Annotated in this window: 23 protein-coding genes; 10 read left to right on the top strand and 13 right to left on the bottom strand. The window is 65.2% G+C overall.

Features of this window, described 5'->3' with window-relative positions:
• Positions 1–8 precede the first annotated feature (8 nt).
• Both ACIP5Y_RS24980 and ACIP5Y_RS24975 read left to right on the top strand, forming a co-directional pair.
• Positions 9–1,070: an LLM class flavin-dependent oxidoreductase gene (locus tag ACIP5Y_RS24980; protein ID WP_400353230.1), complete on the top strand. Its 1,062-nt coding sequence runs from the start codon at positions 9–11 to the stop codon at positions 1,068–1,070.
• A gap of 399 nt (positions 1,071–1,469) precedes the next feature.
• Positions 1,470–1,991, top strand: coding sequence for a nuclear transport factor 2 family protein (locus ACIP5Y_RS24975; protein WP_400353890.1), 522 nt, complete (start codon positions 1,470–1,472; stop codon positions 1,989–1,991).
• Here the strand turns inward: ACIP5Y_RS24975 and ACIP5Y_RS24970 are convergent.
• The 9 genes from ACIP5Y_RS24970 to ACIP5Y_RS24930 form a co-directional block, all read right to left on the bottom strand.
• Positions 1,905–2,408, bottom strand: a complete 504-nt coding sequence (locus ACIP5Y_RS24970; protein WP_400353913.1) for a hypothetical protein — start codon at positions 2,406–2,408, stop codon at positions 1,905–1,907. The genes ACIP5Y_RS24975 and ACIP5Y_RS24970 overlap by 87 nt on opposite strands.
• A gap of 10 nt (positions 2,409–2,418) precedes the next feature.
• Entirely contained in the window at positions 2,419–2,739 is a 321-nt protein-coding gene (locus ACIP5Y_RS24965; protein ID WP_400353228.1) for a hypothetical protein, read from the bottom strand.
• Positions 2,740–3,036: 297 nt separating this feature from the next.
• Positions 3,037–3,159 (bottom strand): hypothetical protein, encoded by a 123-nt coding sequence (locus ACIP5Y_RS24960; RefSeq protein WP_400353226.1) that lies wholly within the window; start codon positions 3,157–3,159, stop codon positions 3,037–3,039.
• 216 nt (positions 3,160–3,375) lie between these two features.
• The gene (locus tag ACIP5Y_RS24955; RefSeq protein ID WP_400353224.1) at positions 3,376–3,594 is read right to left on the bottom strand and encodes a hypothetical protein; all 219 of its coding nucleotides are present in this window, start codon (positions 3,592–3,594) and stop codon (positions 3,376–3,378) included.
• On the bottom strand, positions 3,591–4,109 hold the full coding sequence (locus tag ACIP5Y_RS24950; RefSeq protein WP_400353222.1) for an anthrone oxygenase family protein: 519 nt from the start codon (positions 4,107–4,109) through the stop codon (positions 3,591–3,593). Before ACIP5Y_RS24950 ends, ACIP5Y_RS24955 begins: the two co-directional genes overlap by 4 nt.
• A 223-nt stretch (positions 4,110–4,332) precedes the next feature.
• Positions 4,333–4,578, bottom strand: coding sequence for a ferredoxin (locus tag ACIP5Y_RS24945; RefSeq protein WP_400353220.1), 246 nt, complete (start codon positions 4,576–4,578; stop codon positions 4,333–4,335).
• Complete coding sequence (locus ACIP5Y_RS24940; RefSeq protein WP_400353218.1) at positions 4,575–5,837, bottom strand: NADH-ubiquinone oxidoreductase-F iron-sulfur binding region domain-containing protein; 1,263 nt, start codon at positions 5,835–5,837, stop codon at positions 4,575–4,577. Before ACIP5Y_RS24940 ends, ACIP5Y_RS24945 begins: the two co-directional genes overlap by 4 nt.
• On the bottom strand, positions 5,834–6,397 hold the full coding sequence (locus ACIP5Y_RS24935; protein ID WP_400353216.1) for a ferric reductase-like transmembrane domain-containing protein: 564 nt from the start codon (positions 6,395–6,397) through the stop codon (positions 5,834–5,836). Before ACIP5Y_RS24935 ends, ACIP5Y_RS24940 begins: the two co-directional genes overlap by 4 nt.
• A gap of 4 nt (positions 6,398–6,401) precedes the next feature.
• The gene (locus tag ACIP5Y_RS24930; RefSeq protein WP_400353214.1) at positions 6,402–7,358 is read right to left on the bottom strand and encodes an FAD:protein FMN transferase; all 957 of its coding nucleotides are present in this window, start codon (positions 7,356–7,358) and stop codon (positions 6,402–6,404) included.
• Between the two features lie 402 nt (positions 7,359–7,760).
• On the opposite strand from ACIP5Y_RS24930, the gene ACIP5Y_RS24925 reads away from it, so the two are divergent.
• The 3 genes from ACIP5Y_RS24925 (at position 7,761) to ACIP5Y_RS24915 (ending at position 10,280) form a co-directional block, all read left to right on the top strand.
• Positions 7,761–8,444 (top strand): response regulator transcription factor, encoded by a 684-nt coding sequence (locus tag ACIP5Y_RS24925; RefSeq protein WP_400353212.1) that lies wholly within the window; start codon positions 7,761–7,763, stop codon positions 8,442–8,444.
• A complete protein-coding gene (locus ACIP5Y_RS24920; RefSeq protein ID WP_400353210.1) occupies positions 8,441–9,661 on the top strand; it encodes a sensor histidine kinase in 1,221 nt (406 codons plus the stop codon). Before ACIP5Y_RS24925 ends, ACIP5Y_RS24920 begins: the two co-directional genes overlap by 4 nt.
• Before the next feature lie 88 nt (positions 9,662–9,749).
• A complete protein-coding gene (locus ACIP5Y_RS24915) occupies positions 9,750–10,280 on the top strand; it encodes a hypothetical protein (RefSeq protein WP_400353208.1) in 531 nt (176 codons plus the stop codon).
• A gap of 49 nt (positions 10,281–10,329) precedes the next feature.
• Here ACIP5Y_RS24915 and ACIP5Y_RS24910 read toward each other — a convergent pair whose 3' ends face one another.
• Positions 10,330–11,307, bottom strand: coding sequence for an NRDE family protein (locus tag ACIP5Y_RS24910; RefSeq protein WP_400353206.1), 978 nt, complete (start codon positions 11,305–11,307; stop codon positions 10,330–10,332).
• Positions 11,308–11,348: 41 nt separating this feature from the next.
• On the opposite strand from ACIP5Y_RS24910, the gene ACIP5Y_RS24905 reads away from it, so the two are divergent.
• The 3 genes from ACIP5Y_RS24905 to ACIP5Y_RS24895 all read left to right on the top strand — a co-directional run bounded on the left by ACIP5Y_RS24905 (position 11,349) and on the right by ACIP5Y_RS24895 (position 14,347).
• On the top strand, positions 11,349–11,600 hold the full coding sequence (locus ACIP5Y_RS24905; RefSeq protein WP_400353204.1) for an AbrB/MazE/SpoVT family DNA-binding domain-containing protein: 252 nt from the start codon (positions 11,349–11,351) through the stop codon (positions 11,598–11,600).
• Positions 11,601–12,156: 556 nt separating this feature from the next.
• Entirely contained in the window at positions 12,157–12,510 is a 354-nt protein-coding gene (locus ACIP5Y_RS24900) for a DUF190 domain-containing protein (RefSeq protein ID WP_400353203.1), read from the top strand.
• A 274-nt stretch (positions 12,511–12,784) separates the two neighbouring features.
• Positions 12,785–14,347, top strand: coding sequence for a cation:proton antiporter (locus ACIP5Y_RS24895; RefSeq protein WP_400353202.1), 1,563 nt, complete (start codon positions 12,785–12,787; stop codon positions 14,345–14,347).
• 49 nt (positions 14,348–14,396) lie between these two features.
• Here ACIP5Y_RS24895 and ACIP5Y_RS24890 read toward each other — a convergent pair whose 3' ends face one another.
• Positions 14,397–14,972: an NUDIX domain-containing protein gene (locus tag ACIP5Y_RS24890; protein WP_400353200.1), complete on the bottom strand. Its 576-nt coding sequence runs from the start codon at positions 14,970–14,972 to the stop codon at positions 14,397–14,399.
• 192 nt (positions 14,973–15,164) lie between these two features.
• Between ACIP5Y_RS24890 and ACIP5Y_RS24885 the strand changes: the two genes are divergently transcribed.
• Positions 15,165–15,614: a DUF3592 domain-containing protein gene (locus ACIP5Y_RS24885; RefSeq protein ID WP_400353198.1), complete on the top strand. Its 450-nt coding sequence runs from the start codon at positions 15,165–15,167 to the stop codon at positions 15,612–15,614.
• Between the two features lie 24 nt (positions 15,615–15,638).
• Here ACIP5Y_RS24885 and ACIP5Y_RS24880 read toward each other — a convergent pair whose 3' ends face one another.
• Together ACIP5Y_RS24880 and ACIP5Y_RS24875 are read right to left on the bottom strand one after the other, a co-directional pair.
• Positions 15,639–16,451, bottom strand: coding sequence for an alkaline phosphatase family protein (locus ACIP5Y_RS24880; protein WP_400353196.1), 813 nt, complete (start codon positions 16,449–16,451; stop codon positions 15,639–15,641).
• A gap of 228 nt (positions 16,452–16,679) precedes the next feature.
• Positions 16,680–16,940 carry a hypothetical protein gene (locus tag ACIP5Y_RS24875; RefSeq protein ID WP_400353194.1) on the bottom strand — a complete coding sequence of 87 codons (261 nt, stop codon included), beginning with the start codon at positions 16,938–16,940 and terminating at the stop codon, positions 16,680–16,682.
• Between the two features lie 196 nt (positions 16,941–17,136).
• Between ACIP5Y_RS24875 and ACIP5Y_RS24870 the strand changes: the two genes are divergently transcribed.
• On the top strand, positions 17,137–17,379 hold the full coding sequence (locus ACIP5Y_RS24870) for an acyl carrier protein (RefSeq protein WP_400353193.1): 243 nt from the start codon (positions 17,137–17,139) through the stop codon (positions 17,377–17,379).
• Positions 17,380–17,383: the final 4 nt, after the last annotated feature.

Raw genomic sequence — 17,383 nt, 5'->3', positions numbered from 1 at the left:
TGACCTCGATGACAAGCACGCCAAGGCTCTCCATACTCGACGCAACCCCTATCAGTGCGGGTGTGCCCGCAGAGCAAGCCCTCAGATGGACCACCCAAGTTGCCCAGGCCGCCGAAATCCTGGGCTACCACCGACTCTGGGTTGTCGAGCACCACGCGATGCCCACCATCGGTGGCAGCGCGCCCGCGGTGCTGATCGCCCACCTGGCTGCCAACACCGCTACTTTACGGATCGGTTCCGGCGGAGTCATGTTGCCCAACCATCCACCGCTGGTGATCGCCGAGCAGTTCAGCACCTTGCATGCCCTTTATCCTGACCGCATCGACCTCGGTATCGGGCGGGCCAACGGCGCACCCCCTGCGGCGCTCAAAGCGTTACGTTCCGATTCCGAGGGCCATGGAATGGCCGCATTCGCCGGTCAGCTCGACGACCTGACCGGGTTCCTCACCGACTCGCTACCCGCACAGCACCCTTGGGCCAACGTCCATATCTCCCCCCACACCTCGCCCCCACCGGTCTATCTGCTGGGCTCCAGCACCGCCAGCGCTGCCTTCGCTGGCCAGCGAGGAATGCCTTTCGCCTTCGCCCACCACCTCACGAAAGAGTTAACCCGCGAGGCGCTCGACGTCTACCGCGCGACGTTCGTTCCCTCGCAAGCCGTCCCAGAACCGTATGTCATGGTTACCGTCGGCGTGGTCTGCGCCGCCACAGACGAACACGCCCGACACGCTGCCACCGCAGCGACCCTCTACCGACTCCGCGCCGCACGTGCTCGGCACGACAGCCGTTCCATTGACGCCGAAGAGCTTTGGGATCCGACTTGCAGCGACAACGACCGCAGGGAGGCCGACGAAGCCCTCGCCGCAGGAAGATTCCTCGTCGGTGATTCCGTGAAGGTAACTAACGGACTTGCCGACCTGGCCAAGACAACTGGAGCAAACGAACTCATGCTGGCCAGCATCGAGTTCGACGGGCCAGCACGGATTAGGACCCTGGCCTCAATAGCCACCTCATGGCCTTGGGATAAGATCGGTCTAGAGCTGATTCACGATCATGCGAAATATGACTAGAGTGCGCGGATTTCAATACATCTGTCCCGGAAGTCGTTGCCGTACAGCAATTGTCTCGGGTAATTCCGTTGCGGAACGACTTCCGGGGCCGACTGAGAGCGGCGTGGGGACTTTCCTAAACGGTGCAGTCGGCTATACAGATATGCGAAGGCCACCCGACTCTGACCTTCGGCCCGGTGCACTCATTGTCCGTCTTCTGAAGGGGTACGGGAGGTTTTGTTTGCGATCGGTGAACTCGCCTATGCGAGTACGGAATACCTCTCATGCGAGATTCTCGTTGGTCGCGCGGCTGGACTGTCCGTAGTTTCGCTGGTGGTGAGCACCGTCGAGAACAAGACACTGATCCGCGGCATCTTCGACGAACTGGCCCAGGGCAACGGGCGCGCCCTGACCGACGCCATGTCCGAGGACTGCACTTGGACCTTCCCAGGCGAGTGGTCGCGGTCGCGCAGCTGGGGCGCGAAATCCGCTGTGGTGGGCGGTCTTTTGCGTCCGTTGATGGCCCAGTTCGCGAGTGATTATCGGATGGTGGCAGACCTGATCCTGGGCGATGCCGATCGCGTGGTGGTACAAGTGTACGGTCGGGGCACCACTGTCGACGGCACGGCCTACCCGCAGACCTACTGCTTCATTTTCCGGATCGCCGATGGCCGCATCGCCGAGGTCGTCGAGCACTGCGGCACCGCTCTGGTCGAGCAGGTATTGCACCCCCTGCCTGCGGCGCGACCGCCGAGGCTGGTTAGCGGGCGGTGGAATCGGGCTGAGCCCAAGGTTAATTCGACATCTTCCACGAATACATGCCCGGATCGCTCCAGGTATTCAGCAGACGCTGGGTTACGCCCATGGGACGCCGGAGCTGGAAGGCCCCGAGTAGCTGCACGTCGGGGGGCGGGGCGGATATCCGCAACCGTCGTCGGGTGAAACGTTGGTCGGCACGCAGTACCCGCCGGTGAGTTCCGCACCGTAGCGCACCCATACCGCAGTCAGATTCACTGCGTCGGTGGTGCATTGCACTGCGGACATGGGTTGATCCAAGTGCGTGCGGTCGTAGGCCAGGCAGTCACCGAGGCCGCTGCGCAGTTCCAACATCGGGCCATGGTCATCGATGATTATCCGGTCCCATTCCTGGTTCGCCGCGATATGCCCGTCCGCCCCGAAGTTGCACGCTTCCAGCGCAACCGAAGAGTCCCCACCCCGATCGGTGACACACCAGTCGGAGTAGAAGTTGTTCCGCAGGTAGGTGCCGGTCTGCCCAGCTGCCGAAGCCTGCGGGACCAGGACCCCGCACAGCCCGAGCATTCCGGCAACAATGCTGGAATATCTTGTGTGCGAGCGCATTCTCACTCCTTTATCCGCCCATGTTCCACTCGACCATGGCCGGCTGGTAATACTCGAGATGGTCGGCTTCGTCGGCCGTCACCTGCATCGGTCGGCTCAGTTGATAAGGTTCGAGCACGACGGTCTTCCCGCCGGGGACGCACTGCTGAGTCCACGAATACAGGCAGATCATCTGGCCGTTGGCAATCCATATGGTTCGCACAGTGCCGGCGCCGAGTTGCCTGGCCGCGAGCGGGTCTCCATACTTCCCCGAGGCGCCGACACCGAGCTCCAAGCTGTCGCCGAGCCCGCTGACCAGCTGAAAGTATCCCCCGCTGTTCGGCACGGGCACGCGTGCCCAGCGGATCCGGCCCTCGGAATCGAATTCGCACGCCGTGAGAGCAACAGTGACGCCGAGTCCCCGATCGGTAACACACCAGTCGGAGTACAAGCCGTTCTGCAAGAACGGTCCTGCATTATCCGCATTCGCCGAGCCCGCTGCCGCAGTTGTCACCAACACGGCGGCAACAGCGAATTGTGCTGCTCGTACCGCAAGTGGTGATGATATTCGCACGGTTTCCCTCCCCGATATCCCGCACGGCCCTATCGAGCATCGTCGATCACGCCGATTACAACGGGCTTACACGAATCAGCTGCCCTGATTCCAATATGTCATGGCGGGCTCGTAGAAATCCAGCGTCGTCGGGTCGCCGAAGGTGAGTTGCATCGGGCGGCTGTGCTGGAAAGGGATCAGGTAGTAGCTCGCCTCCATGGTGCAATCCCACTGCTGCTGCACGTAATTGCATGACCCGACCCGGAGGCGCTGACCGTCGGCCGTCCAGGCCGTCGTGGGCGTGAGAGTGCCTGCGTCGCATGTCTGTGCGTGCAGAGGGCCGGAGGGACTCGGACCGTGATCCGATTCCAGGCATCGGCCCTGACCACTGACCAGGACGAAAATCCCGGCTGCGCCGGGCACGGCGACGTGGTCTCAGCGCTGGTTCGAAGTGATGGCGCCGTTGGTGTCGAAGGTGCACGCCTGCAGCGCTGCCGTCGCGCCCTCACCGCGATCGGTGACGCACCAGTCGCTGTAGTACCCGTTCTGCAGATACGGGCCGGTGTCGGTGGCGTGTGCGAGGGGAGGGACTGCGTAGACGGTCGTCGTGGCGCACAGGGCGAGGAGGAGAACGATGCTGTTGGCGCTCTTCATCGGATCCGCCGCGGCGTGTCGAGGGCGGTGCGGGCGATGAGCAGGCTCGTGAAGGCGGCGACCGCGAATGCGGTGCGCAAGTCGTGCCAGGCCAGCCAGTGCGAACGAATGGTTTCCCAGTCCGCGGGTGGGTTATCGGGATCCCATGAATTCGCTTGGTGGTTCAGCGGTTCCATCCGAGTCACGGTCACCAGGATCGCCGCGCCGATCAGTGTTGCCGCGCCGAGTTCGAATATCCACACACGTCTTCCGTGCCGAGCGCCCATTGCGGCGCTCGCCACCACGGTCGCGAGGCAGGTGAGCAGCAGGATCGGCATGACCCGGCCGTAATCGTGGTTTTCCGCCTGCCAGAAGCTGATGTACGCGTGCGCGTCGAGATGGGTCACCGACGGGGCGAGGACGAAGCACACCACGCCACCCATGTATATCCCGACCAGCAGCAGGCCCAGATTCGCGATGACCTGCTCGGCCAACGCCGTAGTTCTGGTGCTCGATGTGGTGGCGATCGAGTTCATGGCGCTCCTCGAACGTTGTCCGCCATCCGATCCTCATGCGTGGACCGGACCTGATACCCAACTGTGCCGGTAGCCGATTTCATCGGCCTTACAGCCCATTACGGCGCGCCTCACCGGGACCGAACTTCTATTGCGCGGCGGGAAATATCGTCACGGTGGCGCTGATCGATGAATGCTCCGATCCAGGATCTGCTGTGCTGGTCGAAGCGGTTCCGCTCGGCAACTATTGGTGCCGGGGAGGGATGAGGGTGAGGGCGAGGCGGGGGCACAGTTCGACGGCGTCGCGGGCGGCGGTGAGTTGGTGTGGGGTGAGGGTGGGTTTGCGGGGGTGGTTGCGGGGGATGGGGTAGCCCCAGTCGTCGCGGTCGAGGACGTCCGGTAGTAGTTCGTTGCAGAGTCCGCGGCCGTCGCATCGGGTCCAGTCGATGCGCAGTTGCCATGTGGGGCTGCTGGATTCGGATCTGGTCACCGCATGCTCCCGGTTGCGGCCCTTGCGTGGATTACTTGGCAGGTGCCGCGTAGATGAAGTGATACGTCGTCGGCGAATACGGTGAGTGCCGAGCGTACGAAGCGGGCGGTGCCGTCGGGGTGGTGGCAGGCTCCGCGGCCGTCGACGAGGTGGGCCAGTCGCGTGATCTCGGCGGGATCGCCGGATCGTCCGTAGGCCAGGGCTTCGAGGGTGTCGGCGAGTTGGGGCAGGCCGTTGAGGCACGGACCGCATTGGCCAGCGCTCTGTGCGGCGAGGTAGGCGGTGATGTCGGCGCTGGCACGGAGTCCGCACTCGCGCAACGGAAGTACCCGCACGAGCCCGGCACCCGGTGTGGCGCGCAGTGGCCACAGCGCCTCGGTCGACAACGCAGCCCGAGGCAGTGCGCCGGCGGGGATCCAGGTGCCGTGGTATCCGCCGATCAGCACCGCCCGGACCGTGGCGGGGTCGGTTTCGCCTGTGCGAGTGAGCAGATCGAGCAGTGTGGTGCCGAAGGGCACCTCGACCACGCCCGTCCTCGTGGTGCCGGTGAGGGTGACGAGCATCGTGCCGGGCTCGTCGTGGGTGCCGACGCTGCGGAACCAGCGGGGTCCGTAGCGGGCGATCAAGGCGATGTGCGCGAGGGTCTCGACGTTGTGCACCAGTGTTGGTCGGCCGTGTAATCCTTTGTGCGACATGCTCACCGGTTTGTCACTCGGCAGGGCCGGACGTCCGGCGATGCCGTTGACGACGGCGGACTTCTCACCGGAGAGGAAGGTTTCCGGCGCTGCGGTGAGCTGGATGCGGTGCCCGTCGAGTCCCGCGGCATGACGTTCGGACAGTGCGCGGCGCACCGAGGCGAGCGCCGTTTCGGGGGCATAGAGATGACATTCGTGTGCGCCGATCGCGTCGGCGGCCAGCATGAGGCCGTCGAGCACCAAGTGCGGGGCGTGCGCGAGAAGCACTGCGTCCTTGCTGCTTTCGGGCTCTCCCTCGGCGCCATTGGCGATGACGATCGGCTTCCGGCCCGCGCCCGCGGCCGTCATCTTGCGTGCGGTGGGGAATGCGGCGCCGCCGTGACCGCGCAGGCCGGCGGCGGCGACCATGTCGATGAGCGCCTGTGGATCGGTGAGGGCGGGCAGCGGACCGTAGCAGGCGGTGTGGGCGTCCAGCTCCGGGCCGGTGGCGGCAAGTAGTCGGCGTGTGCCACCGGGCGGGGCGCTGACCGTGTCGTGGGTTGCCCGGCGGGCGGGTGCGCTCATCGGATGCTCCTCACCCGCCCGTATTCGGCGAAATCGTTGCTGATCCGCCAGATCGCGGTGACGATCACTCCGAGAACGCATGCGGCGGTGAACGCGAGCATCCACGGGTGCGTGACATCTGTGCCCGCGCCGAGTGCGTGTATCAGCGCCGCCGGCCACAAAACGTAAGTGGCCCAATGGACTACGCGAAATGCTCGCGGGCCCAGACGGTGGCGCAGCAGGGCGGAGACGATGATGGCGGCGAGCAGGTCCACCGCGACGGTTCCCAACCCCACCCACAACGGGCGGTAGTGTCCCGCGAACGGCACCAGCGCGTCGAGCAGGCGCAGCTGCGAGTCCGGGTCGGCGAGCAGGCTGAGGACATGCAGGCAGACCAGTGCGGTCGCGATCAGCGCGACACCGCGGTGCAATTCGGCCAGACCCACCCGCGGTAGCAGCAGTGTGCGTCCGGAGCGGGCGATGATTCCCACGATCACCGCCAAGCTCAGCATGGCCAGCGCGATTATGCCGCTACCGCGGCCGAACGCCCACAAGGCCTGGTCCAAGCTCGTCTGTCCCATCCGGTCATGCTCCTTGCTGCTCGGCGGGCCAGTGGCCCACAGTGCTGATCCGCCCGGCATGATCGACCAGCCGGGCGGGCAGCCCGCCGCGGCGCAGCTCCGCGACGGCGCCACGGCCTCGCACGATGGCGGCAGTGCTGGCGGCGTTGGCGGCCAAACACGATTGCGCGGCAACCGATACCGTGCGCCACACCGGATCGGCCGCGGCCGCGGTGCGTGGATCGACGATGTGATGCACGAGGCGCCCGCCGCGGGACCACCGCCGGCGCAGAGTGCTCGATGTGGCCAGCGCGGCCCCGGCCGGCAGCTCGACCTGGCAACTCGGTTCGGCGGGCCCGTCGCACACCTCGATCTGCCATCCGTTCGCCGGGGCCGGTCCCGCAGTGGCGATATCGCCGCCGAGAGATATCAGCACCCCGCAGCCGAGCCGGTCCGCGACCACGTGGGCGCAGCGGTCCGCGGCCATTGCTTTGGCAGTGGCGCCGAGATCGAGCAGCACGCCCTCGGGCACCGCCACAATGCGATCTTCGAGGGTGACCGACGACCAATCGGCTCGGCGGGTAACCACAACCGGCACAACGGTTTCGGCGGTGCCGATATCGGTGAGGAGTGCGAAGTCGCGGTCGTAGCCCAGATCGACCAGCATGGCCCCCACGGTCGGGTCTACGGCGCCGTCGGTGGCCTTCGCGACCGTGAGCGCGGCGTGCAGATACTCGGCCAGCAGGGCGCTGACCTGGACGGGCCGACCGCCGTGGCCGGCGAGCCGGACGATCTCGGAGTCACTGCGAAACCGGCTGCAGGCGCGATCGACCGCATCCAGATGGTCACAGACCAGCCGACGCGCCGCGACCAGGGCATCCGGTTCGGTGACGACCAGCCGCGCAGTAGTGCTCCACACGGGCCAGTCGACAGCAAACACCTGCCGCGCAGGTGTCGTGCCGAGCTGAAGGCGTGCAGTCATCAGGATCCATTCGATCGCGCATGCGAAGGGCCCGACCCGGATCCGAGTTGCGGTGTTGTGCCACCGGATATTCCATCGGAACCGGGTGAATCCGACGAGCCGGTGCCGAGCGGCGCTTGCGCCGGGGGAGCGGTGTGCGTGTCCGCGTAGGCCAGCGCGGAGGCGCCGATCGTGCCCACCACAGTCAGTGTCAGCACCACTTCGGTGGCGGTACGTCCCGCCCGGCGGCCTTGCGGTGATGACACCATCGGGTACCTCTCAACTCGGTGAAGGCGTTGCCGTCGGCGCGGACGGGAGCGCTGAACCACATCCTGCTCACCCACTCTTGGAACGCTCTGAGAATCGGCATCCCGACCGCTGCGAGCGGGGCCGCACCACGGCATTCGGTGGCAGGCTGGCAGCATGCTCGTTACCGACCCGGATGGACCCCGCGTACTACTGGTCGAAGACGACCGCCAACTCGCCGAAATGGTGTCGATGCTGCTGGTCGAGGAGGGATATCGGGTCGAAATGGCCCGCGATGGGCAGCAAGGGCTGCATCAGGGGTTGACCGGGGAGTTCGAGGTGATGATCATCGACCGCGGACTGCCGGTATTGGAAGGATTGGATCTGCTGCGGACACTGCGCGAGCGGGCCGTGCAGACTCCGGCGCTGATACTCACCGCGAGGGGCGCATTGATGGACCGAGTGGAAGGTCTCGACGCCGGAGCCGAGGACTACCTGGTCAAACCCTTCGAAATCCCGGAATTGCTGGCCCGCATCCGGGCACTGCATCGTCGCCATCTGGCCGCCTCGGGATCGCTTCCGGTCGGCGCACGCCGGCTACTTCCGGCCACGCGTACGGTGAGCGACCCCGCAGGCGTGCAGAGCGAAGTGCTGTTGTCCGAGCGCGAGTGTGAGTTGCTCACGGTGCTGGCGCGGTCACCGCGGCAGGTGTTCACCCGAACTCAGTTGCTCGACCTGGTTTTCGACCGCGCCGACACGGTCGGCACCGTGGACACCTACGTGCACTACCTGCGCCGCAAACTCGGCCGCGAGGTCATCGACACGGTTCGTGGTCTGGGCTATCGGCTCGGCAGCCGGTGAAGCTTCGCCGCCGCGGGCACCCGGCCGCGATACCGACCGAATTGACCGTGCTGCGCCACGCCGCGCGGACGGCCGCCATACAGTCGGCGCTCGCGCTCGCGGCGATGCTGGTCATGGTCGGCGCCGTGCTCTACGTCGTGGACTCACACATCCAACGCCACCAGATCGACGACCAGCTGTCACAGGTCGTCGCCACCGTCAACGACATCGACGACCCACCCCCGGGAATGGCGATCGGCATCGCCGAACACGGCCGGATCGCCGTCAGCGCACACGCACCCGCACCGACCGCCACCCTCGTTACCGGTCCGACCGGGTACCGGGATGTGCGTGCCGGCGATGTGGAGTATCGGGCACTGGTGGTCGACCACTCCGGTCGGCGCATCGCGGTGCTGCTGGATCTGACTCCCTGGCAGGAGGGCAGGCAGCGGCTGGTGGCAGCGCTACTGGCCGCGGAACTCGCGGGCCTGGCCGCGGCCGCCGGTGTCGCCGTGGTGCTTTCGCGTCGCGCGATCCGCCCGTTGGCGGCCGCGCTGACATTGCAGCGCCGATTCGTCGCCGACGCCTCCCACGAACTGCGCGCACCCTTGACCGTGCTGCACACACGCGCCCAATTGCTCGCCCGCCGCACCGACCTCGACGAAGACTTGACCACCCAACTGCACGGAATGGTCGCCGACACACGCGCGCTCGCCGATGTCGTCGACGACCTACTGCTGGCGGCATCCGCTCAACACGAACCCGACCGCCGCGAACGGGTCGACCTGTTCGAACTCTGCCATCAAGTGCGTGAAAGCGTTGCCGCACAAGCAGAGTCGCGCGGCATCACCATCGAGGTGACCACTGCGTCACCGACAGCGCAACTCGTCGTCGACGGAGTCCGCCCCGCACTGCGCCGGGCGGTGTTCGCACTGCTCGACAATGCACTGAACCACGAGCAGCCCGGCGGAACCGTCACCGTGCGCATCGCGCGGGCCGCCGCCGAGGTGAGCGTGACCGTCGCCGACACCGGTACCGGCCTCGACCCCTGTGACGCCGAACGACTGTTCCTGCGGTTCGCGCACGGCGACGGGCACAGTGCCGGAACCCGCGCGCACGGGATCGGATTGGCGCTGGTCCGCGAGATCGTCGACGCCCACGACGGCCGCATCACCGTCGACGGCGCACCCGGGCACGGCGCGACCTTCACCCTGCACCTGCCCGCCGCGGATCGATGAGTCCCCAAAGCTCCCAGAAACTTCCAAGAACCGGCCCATACGCTGCGCTCGACACACCCGCGCACCGCCACCGAGGAGCCGAATCATCTTGGGACCGACCACGATCAACGGGCTACCCGCCCACGTACTCCTGGTTCACATCGTCGTAGTGATGGTTCCGCTGACAGCGCTGCTGCTGGCCCTGTCGGTGCTCTGGCCCGCCGCACACCGCCGCCTCGGCCTCATTACTCCGCTCGCGGCATTCCTCACCCTCGTATCGGTACCGCTGACCACCCACGCCGGTGAGTGGCTCGAACACCACACCAGCCGCGACCCCTTGACCCGGCTACATGCCCACATGGGTGATCAACTGCTGGTCTGGTCGGCAGGGGTGTTCCTGCTGTCCGCCCTGTGGTGGGCCCTGCACAACGAGCAGATACGCACCCGCCTCACCAGATCGGTCGAACGCTCGAAAAGCGTTGGCGCGAACCGAATCATCGCCGTCGCGCTAGCGGTGCTCGCCTTGGGCGCATCGACCGGTTCCGTGGTAGAGGTCTACCGCATCGGCGACAGCGGCGCGAAAGCCGCATGGCACGACCGGACCACCGCGACCGTACCCGCACACAGCAACGGCAACTGAACGGGCAGGAGCACTCGCAAGGCTGCTGGGAATCGGGTCACGGCCGCTCTCATATGACAGTTGGATCCTCGTGGGTGCCCGTGTCGATATGGGCTCGGATGCTGGTTTCGCCGGTCTTGCGTACGCGGCCGAATCGACGTTCGGTCATATCGATTTCTCCTGAGCGGCGGATTCGAAGGACCGTGCTGGCCCGGGTGCCGTAAAACCCGGCGCGGATCATCCGGGGCGAGGACAACTTCCGCAGCGGAAACACGACGTCGATGTCGGGCAGGGGCGGCGCCGGGGCCAGGCGCCGAGCAGCCCGCCCAGACATCACCTCGAGGTAGTCATCGATCCAGCGGTCGGCACCGTCGTCGGCGTGGAAGACACGGCCGAAATCGGCTGCTCCACCAACCACTTTCGGCCATGACGGGTTGATCCGAGGCAGGATGCCGAGCCCATGCACACCCTCGGTCAGGGCCTCGGTGCGGCCACCGGATCGGTTGGAGGTCCACCACAGCTCGCCCGTGCGAAGGTCCCCGATCAGCAGATTGAACCCGTCGTACCTGACGCCATCGTCGGCGAGTCGTCGCGCGTACTGCGCGGGTGTCACGCTGGAGGCGAGAAATTCGGGAATCAGCTGCCCCCGCGAGCGGGTGCCCGGCTGGGCCGTGGGCCACCCGTTGCGAGTGGCGACGACGTCGGTCAGAACACCGAATCGTCCCGCGCCCGAAACACCCATCCACGTGCCGCCGCTGCCCACATCGAGCCCGCACAGCATCCGGACACCACCGATCTCGCGCCACGCCAACGGTTCGGTGGGCCTGCCGTACAACTCGTCACGGTTAGCCGCGATGACCAAGGCAAAGACCGGATGCAGCTGCCACCCAACGAAGACCAAACACATCGCAACCCCCTTGCGCAGCCCCATATTCGGAGTATGGCTCAGCATAGTAGGACGGGTGCTCTCTTGATCCGCTGCTCCAGCGGGTCCAGTTGCCGCTGTGACGCCGATGGCGGCGAGCTGCGGAAAATGCGCTTCGGACAACGTCTCTCACTATCCTTGCCGCGGGGATGAAAGGAGAAGTCTTGGACGCGATTGCTCGTTTGACATCGAAAGGCCAGCTCACGGTGCCGAAGGCGATTCTGGATGCGCTCGAACTGCATATCGGCGACAACGTGCTGTCTCGGGTCGAAGGTCGGTCTGTGGTGCTGGCGCGACCTCCGGACCTGCTCGAGCTGGCTGGCAGTGTGCCGGTGCCGTCACAGGTCCGCGGACAGTCCTGGGAGGAGATCCGCGACGCCGCATGGGCATCGCGATGGCGAGAAGGTGAGGCATGACGGCCAAACTGGACACCGATAAACCTTCGATGCCGATGCGGGAGCTGCCGGGAACTCTGATGCTCGGGATGCAGCTGTCGTCCAGGGCGAGCTCGTTGTATACAACACCGAGGACGGCCGCACCGAAGTGCAGCTTCGTACTGTGATGGAGGCAACTATTCGGAAATTCCGGATAGTTCGCGGAGCGGTCGATCACGAGATCGAGTACTTCAACCTCGACGTCATCCTCGCGGTCGGCTACCGCGTTCGTTCGCTGCGGGCAGATCAACGATCAAATCCATTTCTGGAGCATCGGTAGCCCCGACTCGGGGCTCACGTCGACACTCGTGGTGAGGCGAGGCGAACGGATAGTCGGAGTCGGGGCATGCAGCGGGCGAGTCGATCTCGCCGCCGATCACAGCGCATCCGGGAATTGTCGGCTGAGGTTACCCGGTCTGCGACCGGTGACGGATCGCTCCTCGCTCCGTTCCCGTAAAGATGCCGTGGGGACGCTGACATCGAAACCGAGGAGTAGCAGAGTTGCCATCGGTGGTGCGCCTCGGAAAGGGTGAGTTGGATGCGGGTGGCGGGCAAGGCATTACGGTTGACGGTCTTCATCGGCGACGGTGATACCTGGGGGCGTGAACCGGTGTGGCGGGAGATCGTGCGGCGCGCTCGTGCGGCGGGGCTGGCCGGCGCGTCCGTGTTTCAGGGGGTGGAAGGCTATGGGACACATCATCGGGGCCGCCGACGGCGCTTTCTGCCGCCGTCGAAGGATCTGCCGGTTGCGGTCGTCATTGTCGATGCCGAGGACAGCATCCGCGGCTTTCTTCCGCAGATCGACGAAATCGTCCCTAGTGGTTTGGTGACCCTCGATCCGGTCGAGGTGTTGATCCACTGCGTCGCTGACCGCCACGACGTGGCGCACTGACCTCGGGCGTCAGTCACGTTCGGCCGGGTGATCCGGACAGTCCCAAGCTGACTGGATTACCCCGTTCGATGCTGTGTATGCGTCAATAGACCGTTAAGGTTGGTACAGGTGTGCCGGGAAGTCTGGTCGGCGGTATGAGTGGTCGTTCGCTGCAACCAGGAGGGATACCCGTGCTGATGTGTGATGTCCGAGAGATTGACGACCACCCCGACCAGGTGTCTGTCCGCAGCGCGTGGTGTTGGATCCGTCATCCGGGCCGGTTGCTGTGAATGATGTGACCTCCTTTGCGACCGCATTGTTGATCGTCGCTGCGGTCGGGCTGGCCGCAGTGCTGTCGCATCGATTGGGTGATCGGTTCCCGGTCCCGGCGCCGGCGTTGTTCTTGTTGGGTGCGGCTGCGACCTCGGATGTATGGCCGCGGCTCGAGGCGGTGCCGGTCGATCAGGTGGAGCGGGTGGTCACCGTCGCGCTGGTGGTGATCCTTTTCGACGGGGGCATGCAGATCGGCTGGCGCAATGTTCGTGCCAATGCCGGGGCGATCGTGTGGATCGGTGTCGCGGGCACGCTGCTCACCGCGGTGGCGCTGGCGGTTGCCGCGCACCTGCTGTTCGGGCTGGACTGGCGTATCGCGCTGTTGCTGGGTACCGCGTTGTCGCCGACCGACCCGGCCGTGGTGTTCTCGGTGCTGGGGCGCCGCCAGATCAAAGGGCGCAGCGGCGTGCTGTTGCAAGGGGAGTCCGGCGCCAATGATCCGGTCGGGATCGCGCTGTTGGTGGTGCTGCTGGGCACAACCCATTTCGGCATCGCGGCAGTGGGTTCGGTGGCTGCGGCGTTCACGCTGCAACTCGTCGTCGGCGCGGTGGTCGGGGTCGTCGGCGGCATGGGATTGCTGTGGTTCATGCGCACCGTGGAATTGCCTGCGGCGGGACTGTATTCGCTGCGGGTACTGATGTGTGTGGTGGCGATTTACGCGCTCACCACGCTGGCGCACGGATCCGGATTCCTCGCGGTGCTCGTCGCCGGGATCATGGTCGGTGGCCAGCGTGCCCCGTACCGTGTCGAGATCGAACGATTCCATTCGGCCTTGGCGAACCTGGCCGAAATCGTCGCATTCGTCATGCTGGGCTTGACCATTCAGCTCACCGGCCCGCACGGCATCACCGAGGGGCATGCTCTGTGGATCGGGCTCGCGTTGGCGGCGTTGCTGGCGATCGTGATTCGCCCGCTGCTGGTGGGTGCGCTGTTGTGGCGGGTGGACCTCACGCGTGGTGAACGGCTGTTCGTGTCGTGGACCGGTCTCAAAGGCGCGGTGCCGATCTTGCTGGGCATGTTCATCCTGCAAGCCGGCGTACCCGACGCGAAACTCGCCTACGAGATCATCTTCGTGGTGGTGGCGTTCTCGGTCATCGTGCAGGGCGGCGCGGTGCCTGCACTGGCACGCCGACTCGGAATCCCTTTGCACACAGTCAATCCGCGACCGTGGGGGATGAACGCCCGCTTCGAGGAAGAACCCGAGAGCCTGCACCGCTTCATCGTCGCGCCAGGCTCGGCCGCCGACGGCACCACGGTCGCAAACCTCCCCTCCGACGATCTATGGGTCAGCGTCATCATCCGCCGAGGCCGCCTGGTCACCGTCACCGCCGATACGGTGGTGCGCGTAGGCGACGAAGTCCTCGTCCTCGCCGAACCCGACACCGATGTGGCATCGATATTCACCCGCACCGACATACCAGGACCCCCGCCCGCGCCGTCGGCCCGGCCACCTCACGCAACATCGAGCCGACCCAACTGGCTACGGCATGCACCGATGCGAGCAGTACTGCGAATGCGCCGATAAAACAGGCAGGTGCCACCCGGTTCGATTCAGCCCATCATGACCAGCATGCTCACACTTGGGCCTCTGCGAGTAGCACGCTATCGAGCTTGCGCACGAATCGGGACAGGTGTGGATCGGTCTCGGGCAGTCCATACGGATCGAGATCCCACCACTGTCCACCGTCGAATTCCACAGGGTCGAGCGAGTATTCACGGCCGCGATCGCCGCGGATTACGTGCCACAACGAGACGTCGACATGTCCTGCGGTCCGGCCGACGGTGGTGGTCGCGGTGAGGAAGAAGGGTTGTTCGCCGACCACGTCGAACGCGGGATCGATGCCCAGTTCCTCGCCGGCCTCGCGGCGGGCAGCAGTCAGCGGGTGCTCGCCGGGCTCGACATGCCCACCCATGGGCAAATGCAGTCCTGCCATCCGATGCCGCCCGAGATACACGCCACGAGCATCGGGATCAACCAACACGACATAGGCGACAAGGTGTGGTGAGGGGGTCGCCGGTTTGGCTCGCCGGAAGATGTCGTCGGTCGATTGGAGCCAACCCAAAGTTGTTGCGATGTGGTGTCGTTCGAGGTCATCGAAGGGGGAGATTCCCTCGACGATGTCGGCGACGACCGCAGTGGCAGGCTGCATAGCGGCGTACCTTACCGAAGCGGTCCGACAAGTTCCGCGTGGGAGGAGTTCACGGCTCGGTCGTGTCGATCGAGTGGCGATGATGATGCGTGACCGGTCCAAGGCTCGGACGACTCGGTGTCCGAATCGGGCTGAGCGCTGTCCGGTCGGTGGCGGTTGCCTCGGCAACGGTCCGGGATCACACTCGAACTCATGGGGACGGTCGGAAGTGTCATTTTTTGCTTGCTGCTGCTGTTGTTCTCCTTCGGATGTCTGGGCGTGGGCGCGGTTGGTATCCAGGAAGGCAGGAAGGAGAGATCCACGTGGAAGGCTGCACCGGGAACCGTGAAAAACAGCCAACTCCGCATCCAGAAAGGCAGCGCGCTCCCGTTCTATCCGACACGGGATCAGAAGTCCTACACCAACACCGTCGAATTCACCGCGGTCGACGGGCAGGCGTTCACTGTGGACCCGCACAATGGCGGCAAGGCGCTGCCAGCGAATCAATCCGTCACTATCCACTACGATCCGAAAGATCCCGAACATACCGCCAGGCTCGCCTCCCCGGCGGGAAGGCAGGCGTCCGGGTACGCCTTGCAAGTCCTCAGCGTGGTCCTCCTGCTCGCTGCCGCAGGAATCGGGTACGTCTCCTTCTTCGGATAACCGTCTCCGGCAGAAGGGGTTCGGTCAACGTTGCCAGATGTCGGTAATGGGCGTTCGCTGCGCATCCTCGCCGATGGGGGAGAGGCCATAGAGTGCGCCGAGTGTTCGGAGGAGTCGGTAGTGGTCCAGTAGTTCGGGGTAGCGGCCGGGCTGGACGCCCGCGCCGGTGATGATGGTCGGGATGTGGTTGTTCGCGCTGTTGTCGTCCTCGTCCCAGGTGATGATGAGCAGGCTGTCGTGGGTTCGTGCCCAGCCTGCGTAGTCGGAGAGGTTGGCGCGTAGCCAGTCATCGCCCGCGCTGACGGTGCCGTTGTGCATATCGTGGGCGAGGTTCGGGACTACGAACGATACCGTCGGCAGCGTGCTGTAGTCGTGTGGGAAGTCGGCCCAGGTGCGGTTCGCGGCGGCGGGCAGAGCGGGGAAGTTCGACCACGGGTTGTGCTTGCGGGCGTAATCGCCGCTGCCGCAACCGGCGAACCCGGTCGACGGCATCGATTCGGAGTATCCGGCGAAAGTGGCTCCCGCGGTGAGAAGTTCGGAACCGAGGTTCGGTCCGGTGAAGCTGTGCGGACATGAATCGTCGGTCAGGTTCTGTGTGGAACCGGAGAACAATGCAAGGTAATTGGGCTCGCTCGGATGGGCCACGGCGTAGGAGGCGGTGAACAGCGCCCCCTGCCCGGCCAGAGCGTTCAGATACGGCGCGCCGGAGGTGTCGATGATGTCGGAGTAGGAGTGGTTCTCCTCGACCACGACGACCACATGTGCCGGGCGTGGCAGCGCCACCGGACTGGACGGGTTTGCGGAGGTGTCGAGCTGTGCCGCCAGAGATTTCGCCACATCGGACGGTTCGGACGGCCCGCCGGACGAGCATGCGGTGAGGGGCAGTAACAGGAGCGCTACAGCGACGACTGCACCTACGGCTCGGGCCGAGCCTGTACGGTGCCGCGTCGAGGGTCGCGGAAGCATGGGGCCAGTCTGCCTCGGCCACAGCGCTCCCGATAGATGGTCGTCGGGGACAGTCGGGCGCGGCCACAGCGCGAGGCCACCGCCGGATCGGACTGTGAACTACGGTCTGCCCATGGGGAATCCGGGCTGCTGCACCGGCGCCCACCGTTGATGGCCCAGTTCAGGGGTGATTATCGAATGATGGCAGACCTGATCCTTGGCGATGCCGATCGAGTGGTGGTATAAGCGCACGCTCGGGGCACCACTGTCGACGGCGCGGCCTACCAGCAGACCTACTGCTTCATCTTCCGGATCGCAGATGGCCGGATCGCCGAGGTCGTCGAGCACTGCGACACCGTTCTGGTCGAGTGGGTATTGCACCCCCGGCCTCCGGTCTGACTGCCGAGGCGGCTCGAACCGTATGTGCGTGGAGCTGACCACGATTCGCCGCCATTCCGATGTGCACTGATACTTTCGATCCGGCCCTTTGGTGCTCTCGCCTATCGGATCGACTCTTGCAAAGATTCAAGCAGGCGCCGTTTTCGGAATTTCGTATCACATCGTGAGGAGAGCGGAAATGGGTAAAGAGAACACGGTGTGGGATGCGATCGCCGATGTCATCAGCAGACATTTTTCTATACCTCGAAATCGGATCAGGCCGGAGCTGACCTTCGCGGATCTCGACCTGGACTCTGTGGCACTGGTCGAGTTCGCCGTCGTTCTGAAGGAAGAACAGGATTTCGATGTGACCTATGTCGACTTCGTCATGGAGGACAGCCTGGGGCGACTCGCCGAACTACTCGCTGCCAGGCCGAGATAGGGCG

Source organism: Nocardia sp. NPDC088792 (assembly GCF_044750615.1).
Classification (GTDB): Bacteria; Actinomycetota; Actinomycetes; order Mycobacteriales; family Mycobacteriaceae; genus Nocardia.
This window is presented reverse-complemented; position numbering and strand designations above follow the sequence as displayed.

What these genes read in the sequence shown, in the direction of transcription:
- ACIP5Y_RS24900 (WP_400353203.1), top strand. Translation starts at nt 12,157, where the DNA reads ATGCGGGTGGCGGGCAAGGCATTACGGTTGACGGTCTTCATCGGCGAC.
- ACIP5Y_RS24970 (WP_400353913.1), bottom strand. Translation starts at nt 2,408, where the DNA reads ATGCGCTCGCACACAAGATATTCCAGCATTGTTGCCGGAATGCTCGGG.
- ACIP5Y_RS24890 (WP_400353200.1), bottom strand. Translation starts at nt 14,972, where the DNA reads ATGCAGCCTGCCACTGCGGTCGTCGCCGACATCGTCGAGGGAATCTCC.
- ACIP5Y_RS24870 (WP_400353193.1), top strand. Translation starts at nt 17,137, where the DNA reads ATGGGTAAAGAGAACACGGTGTGGGATGCGATCGCCGATGTCATCAGC.
- ACIP5Y_RS24975 (WP_400353890.1), top strand. Translation starts at nt 1,470, where the DNA reads ATGTCCGAGGACTGCACTTGGACCTTCCCAGGCGAGTGGTCGCGGTCG.
- ACIP5Y_RS24925 (WP_400353212.1), top strand. Translation starts at nt 7,761, where the DNA reads ATGCTCGTTACCGACCCGGATGGACCCCGCGTACTACTGGTCGAAGAC.
- ACIP5Y_RS24930 (WP_400353214.1), bottom strand. Translation starts at nt 7,358, where the DNA reads ATGACTGCACGCCTTCAGCTCGGCACGACACCTGCGCGGCAGGTGTTT.
- ACIP5Y_RS24980 (WP_400353230.1), top strand. Translation starts at nt 9, where the DNA reads ATGACAAGCACGCCAAGGCTCTCCATACTCGACGCAACCCCTATCAGT.
- ACIP5Y_RS24950 (WP_400353222.1), bottom strand. Translation starts at nt 4,109, where the DNA reads ATGAACTCGATCGCCACCACATCGAGCACCAGAACTACGGCGTTGGCC.
- ACIP5Y_RS24940 (WP_400353218.1), bottom strand. Translation starts at nt 5,837, where the DNA reads ATGAGCGCACCCGCCCGCCGGGCAACCCACGACACGGTCAGCGCCCCG.
- ACIP5Y_RS24960 (WP_400353226.1), bottom strand. Translation starts at nt 3,159, where the DNA reads ATGGAGGCGAGCTACTACCTGATCCCTTTCCAGCACAGCCGCCCGATG.
- ACIP5Y_RS24885 (WP_400353198.1), top strand. Translation starts at nt 15,165, where the DNA reads ATGGGGACGGTCGGAAGTGTCATTTTTTGCTTGCTGCTGCTGTTGTTC.
- ACIP5Y_RS24935 (WP_400353216.1), bottom strand. Translation starts at nt 6,397, where the DNA reads ATGGGACAGACGAGCTTGGACCAGGCCTTGTGGGCGTTCGGCCGCGGT.
- ACIP5Y_RS24955 (WP_400353224.1), bottom strand. Translation starts at nt 3,594, where the DNA reads ATGAAGAGCGCCAACAGCATCGTTCTCCTCCTCGCCCTGTGCGCCACG.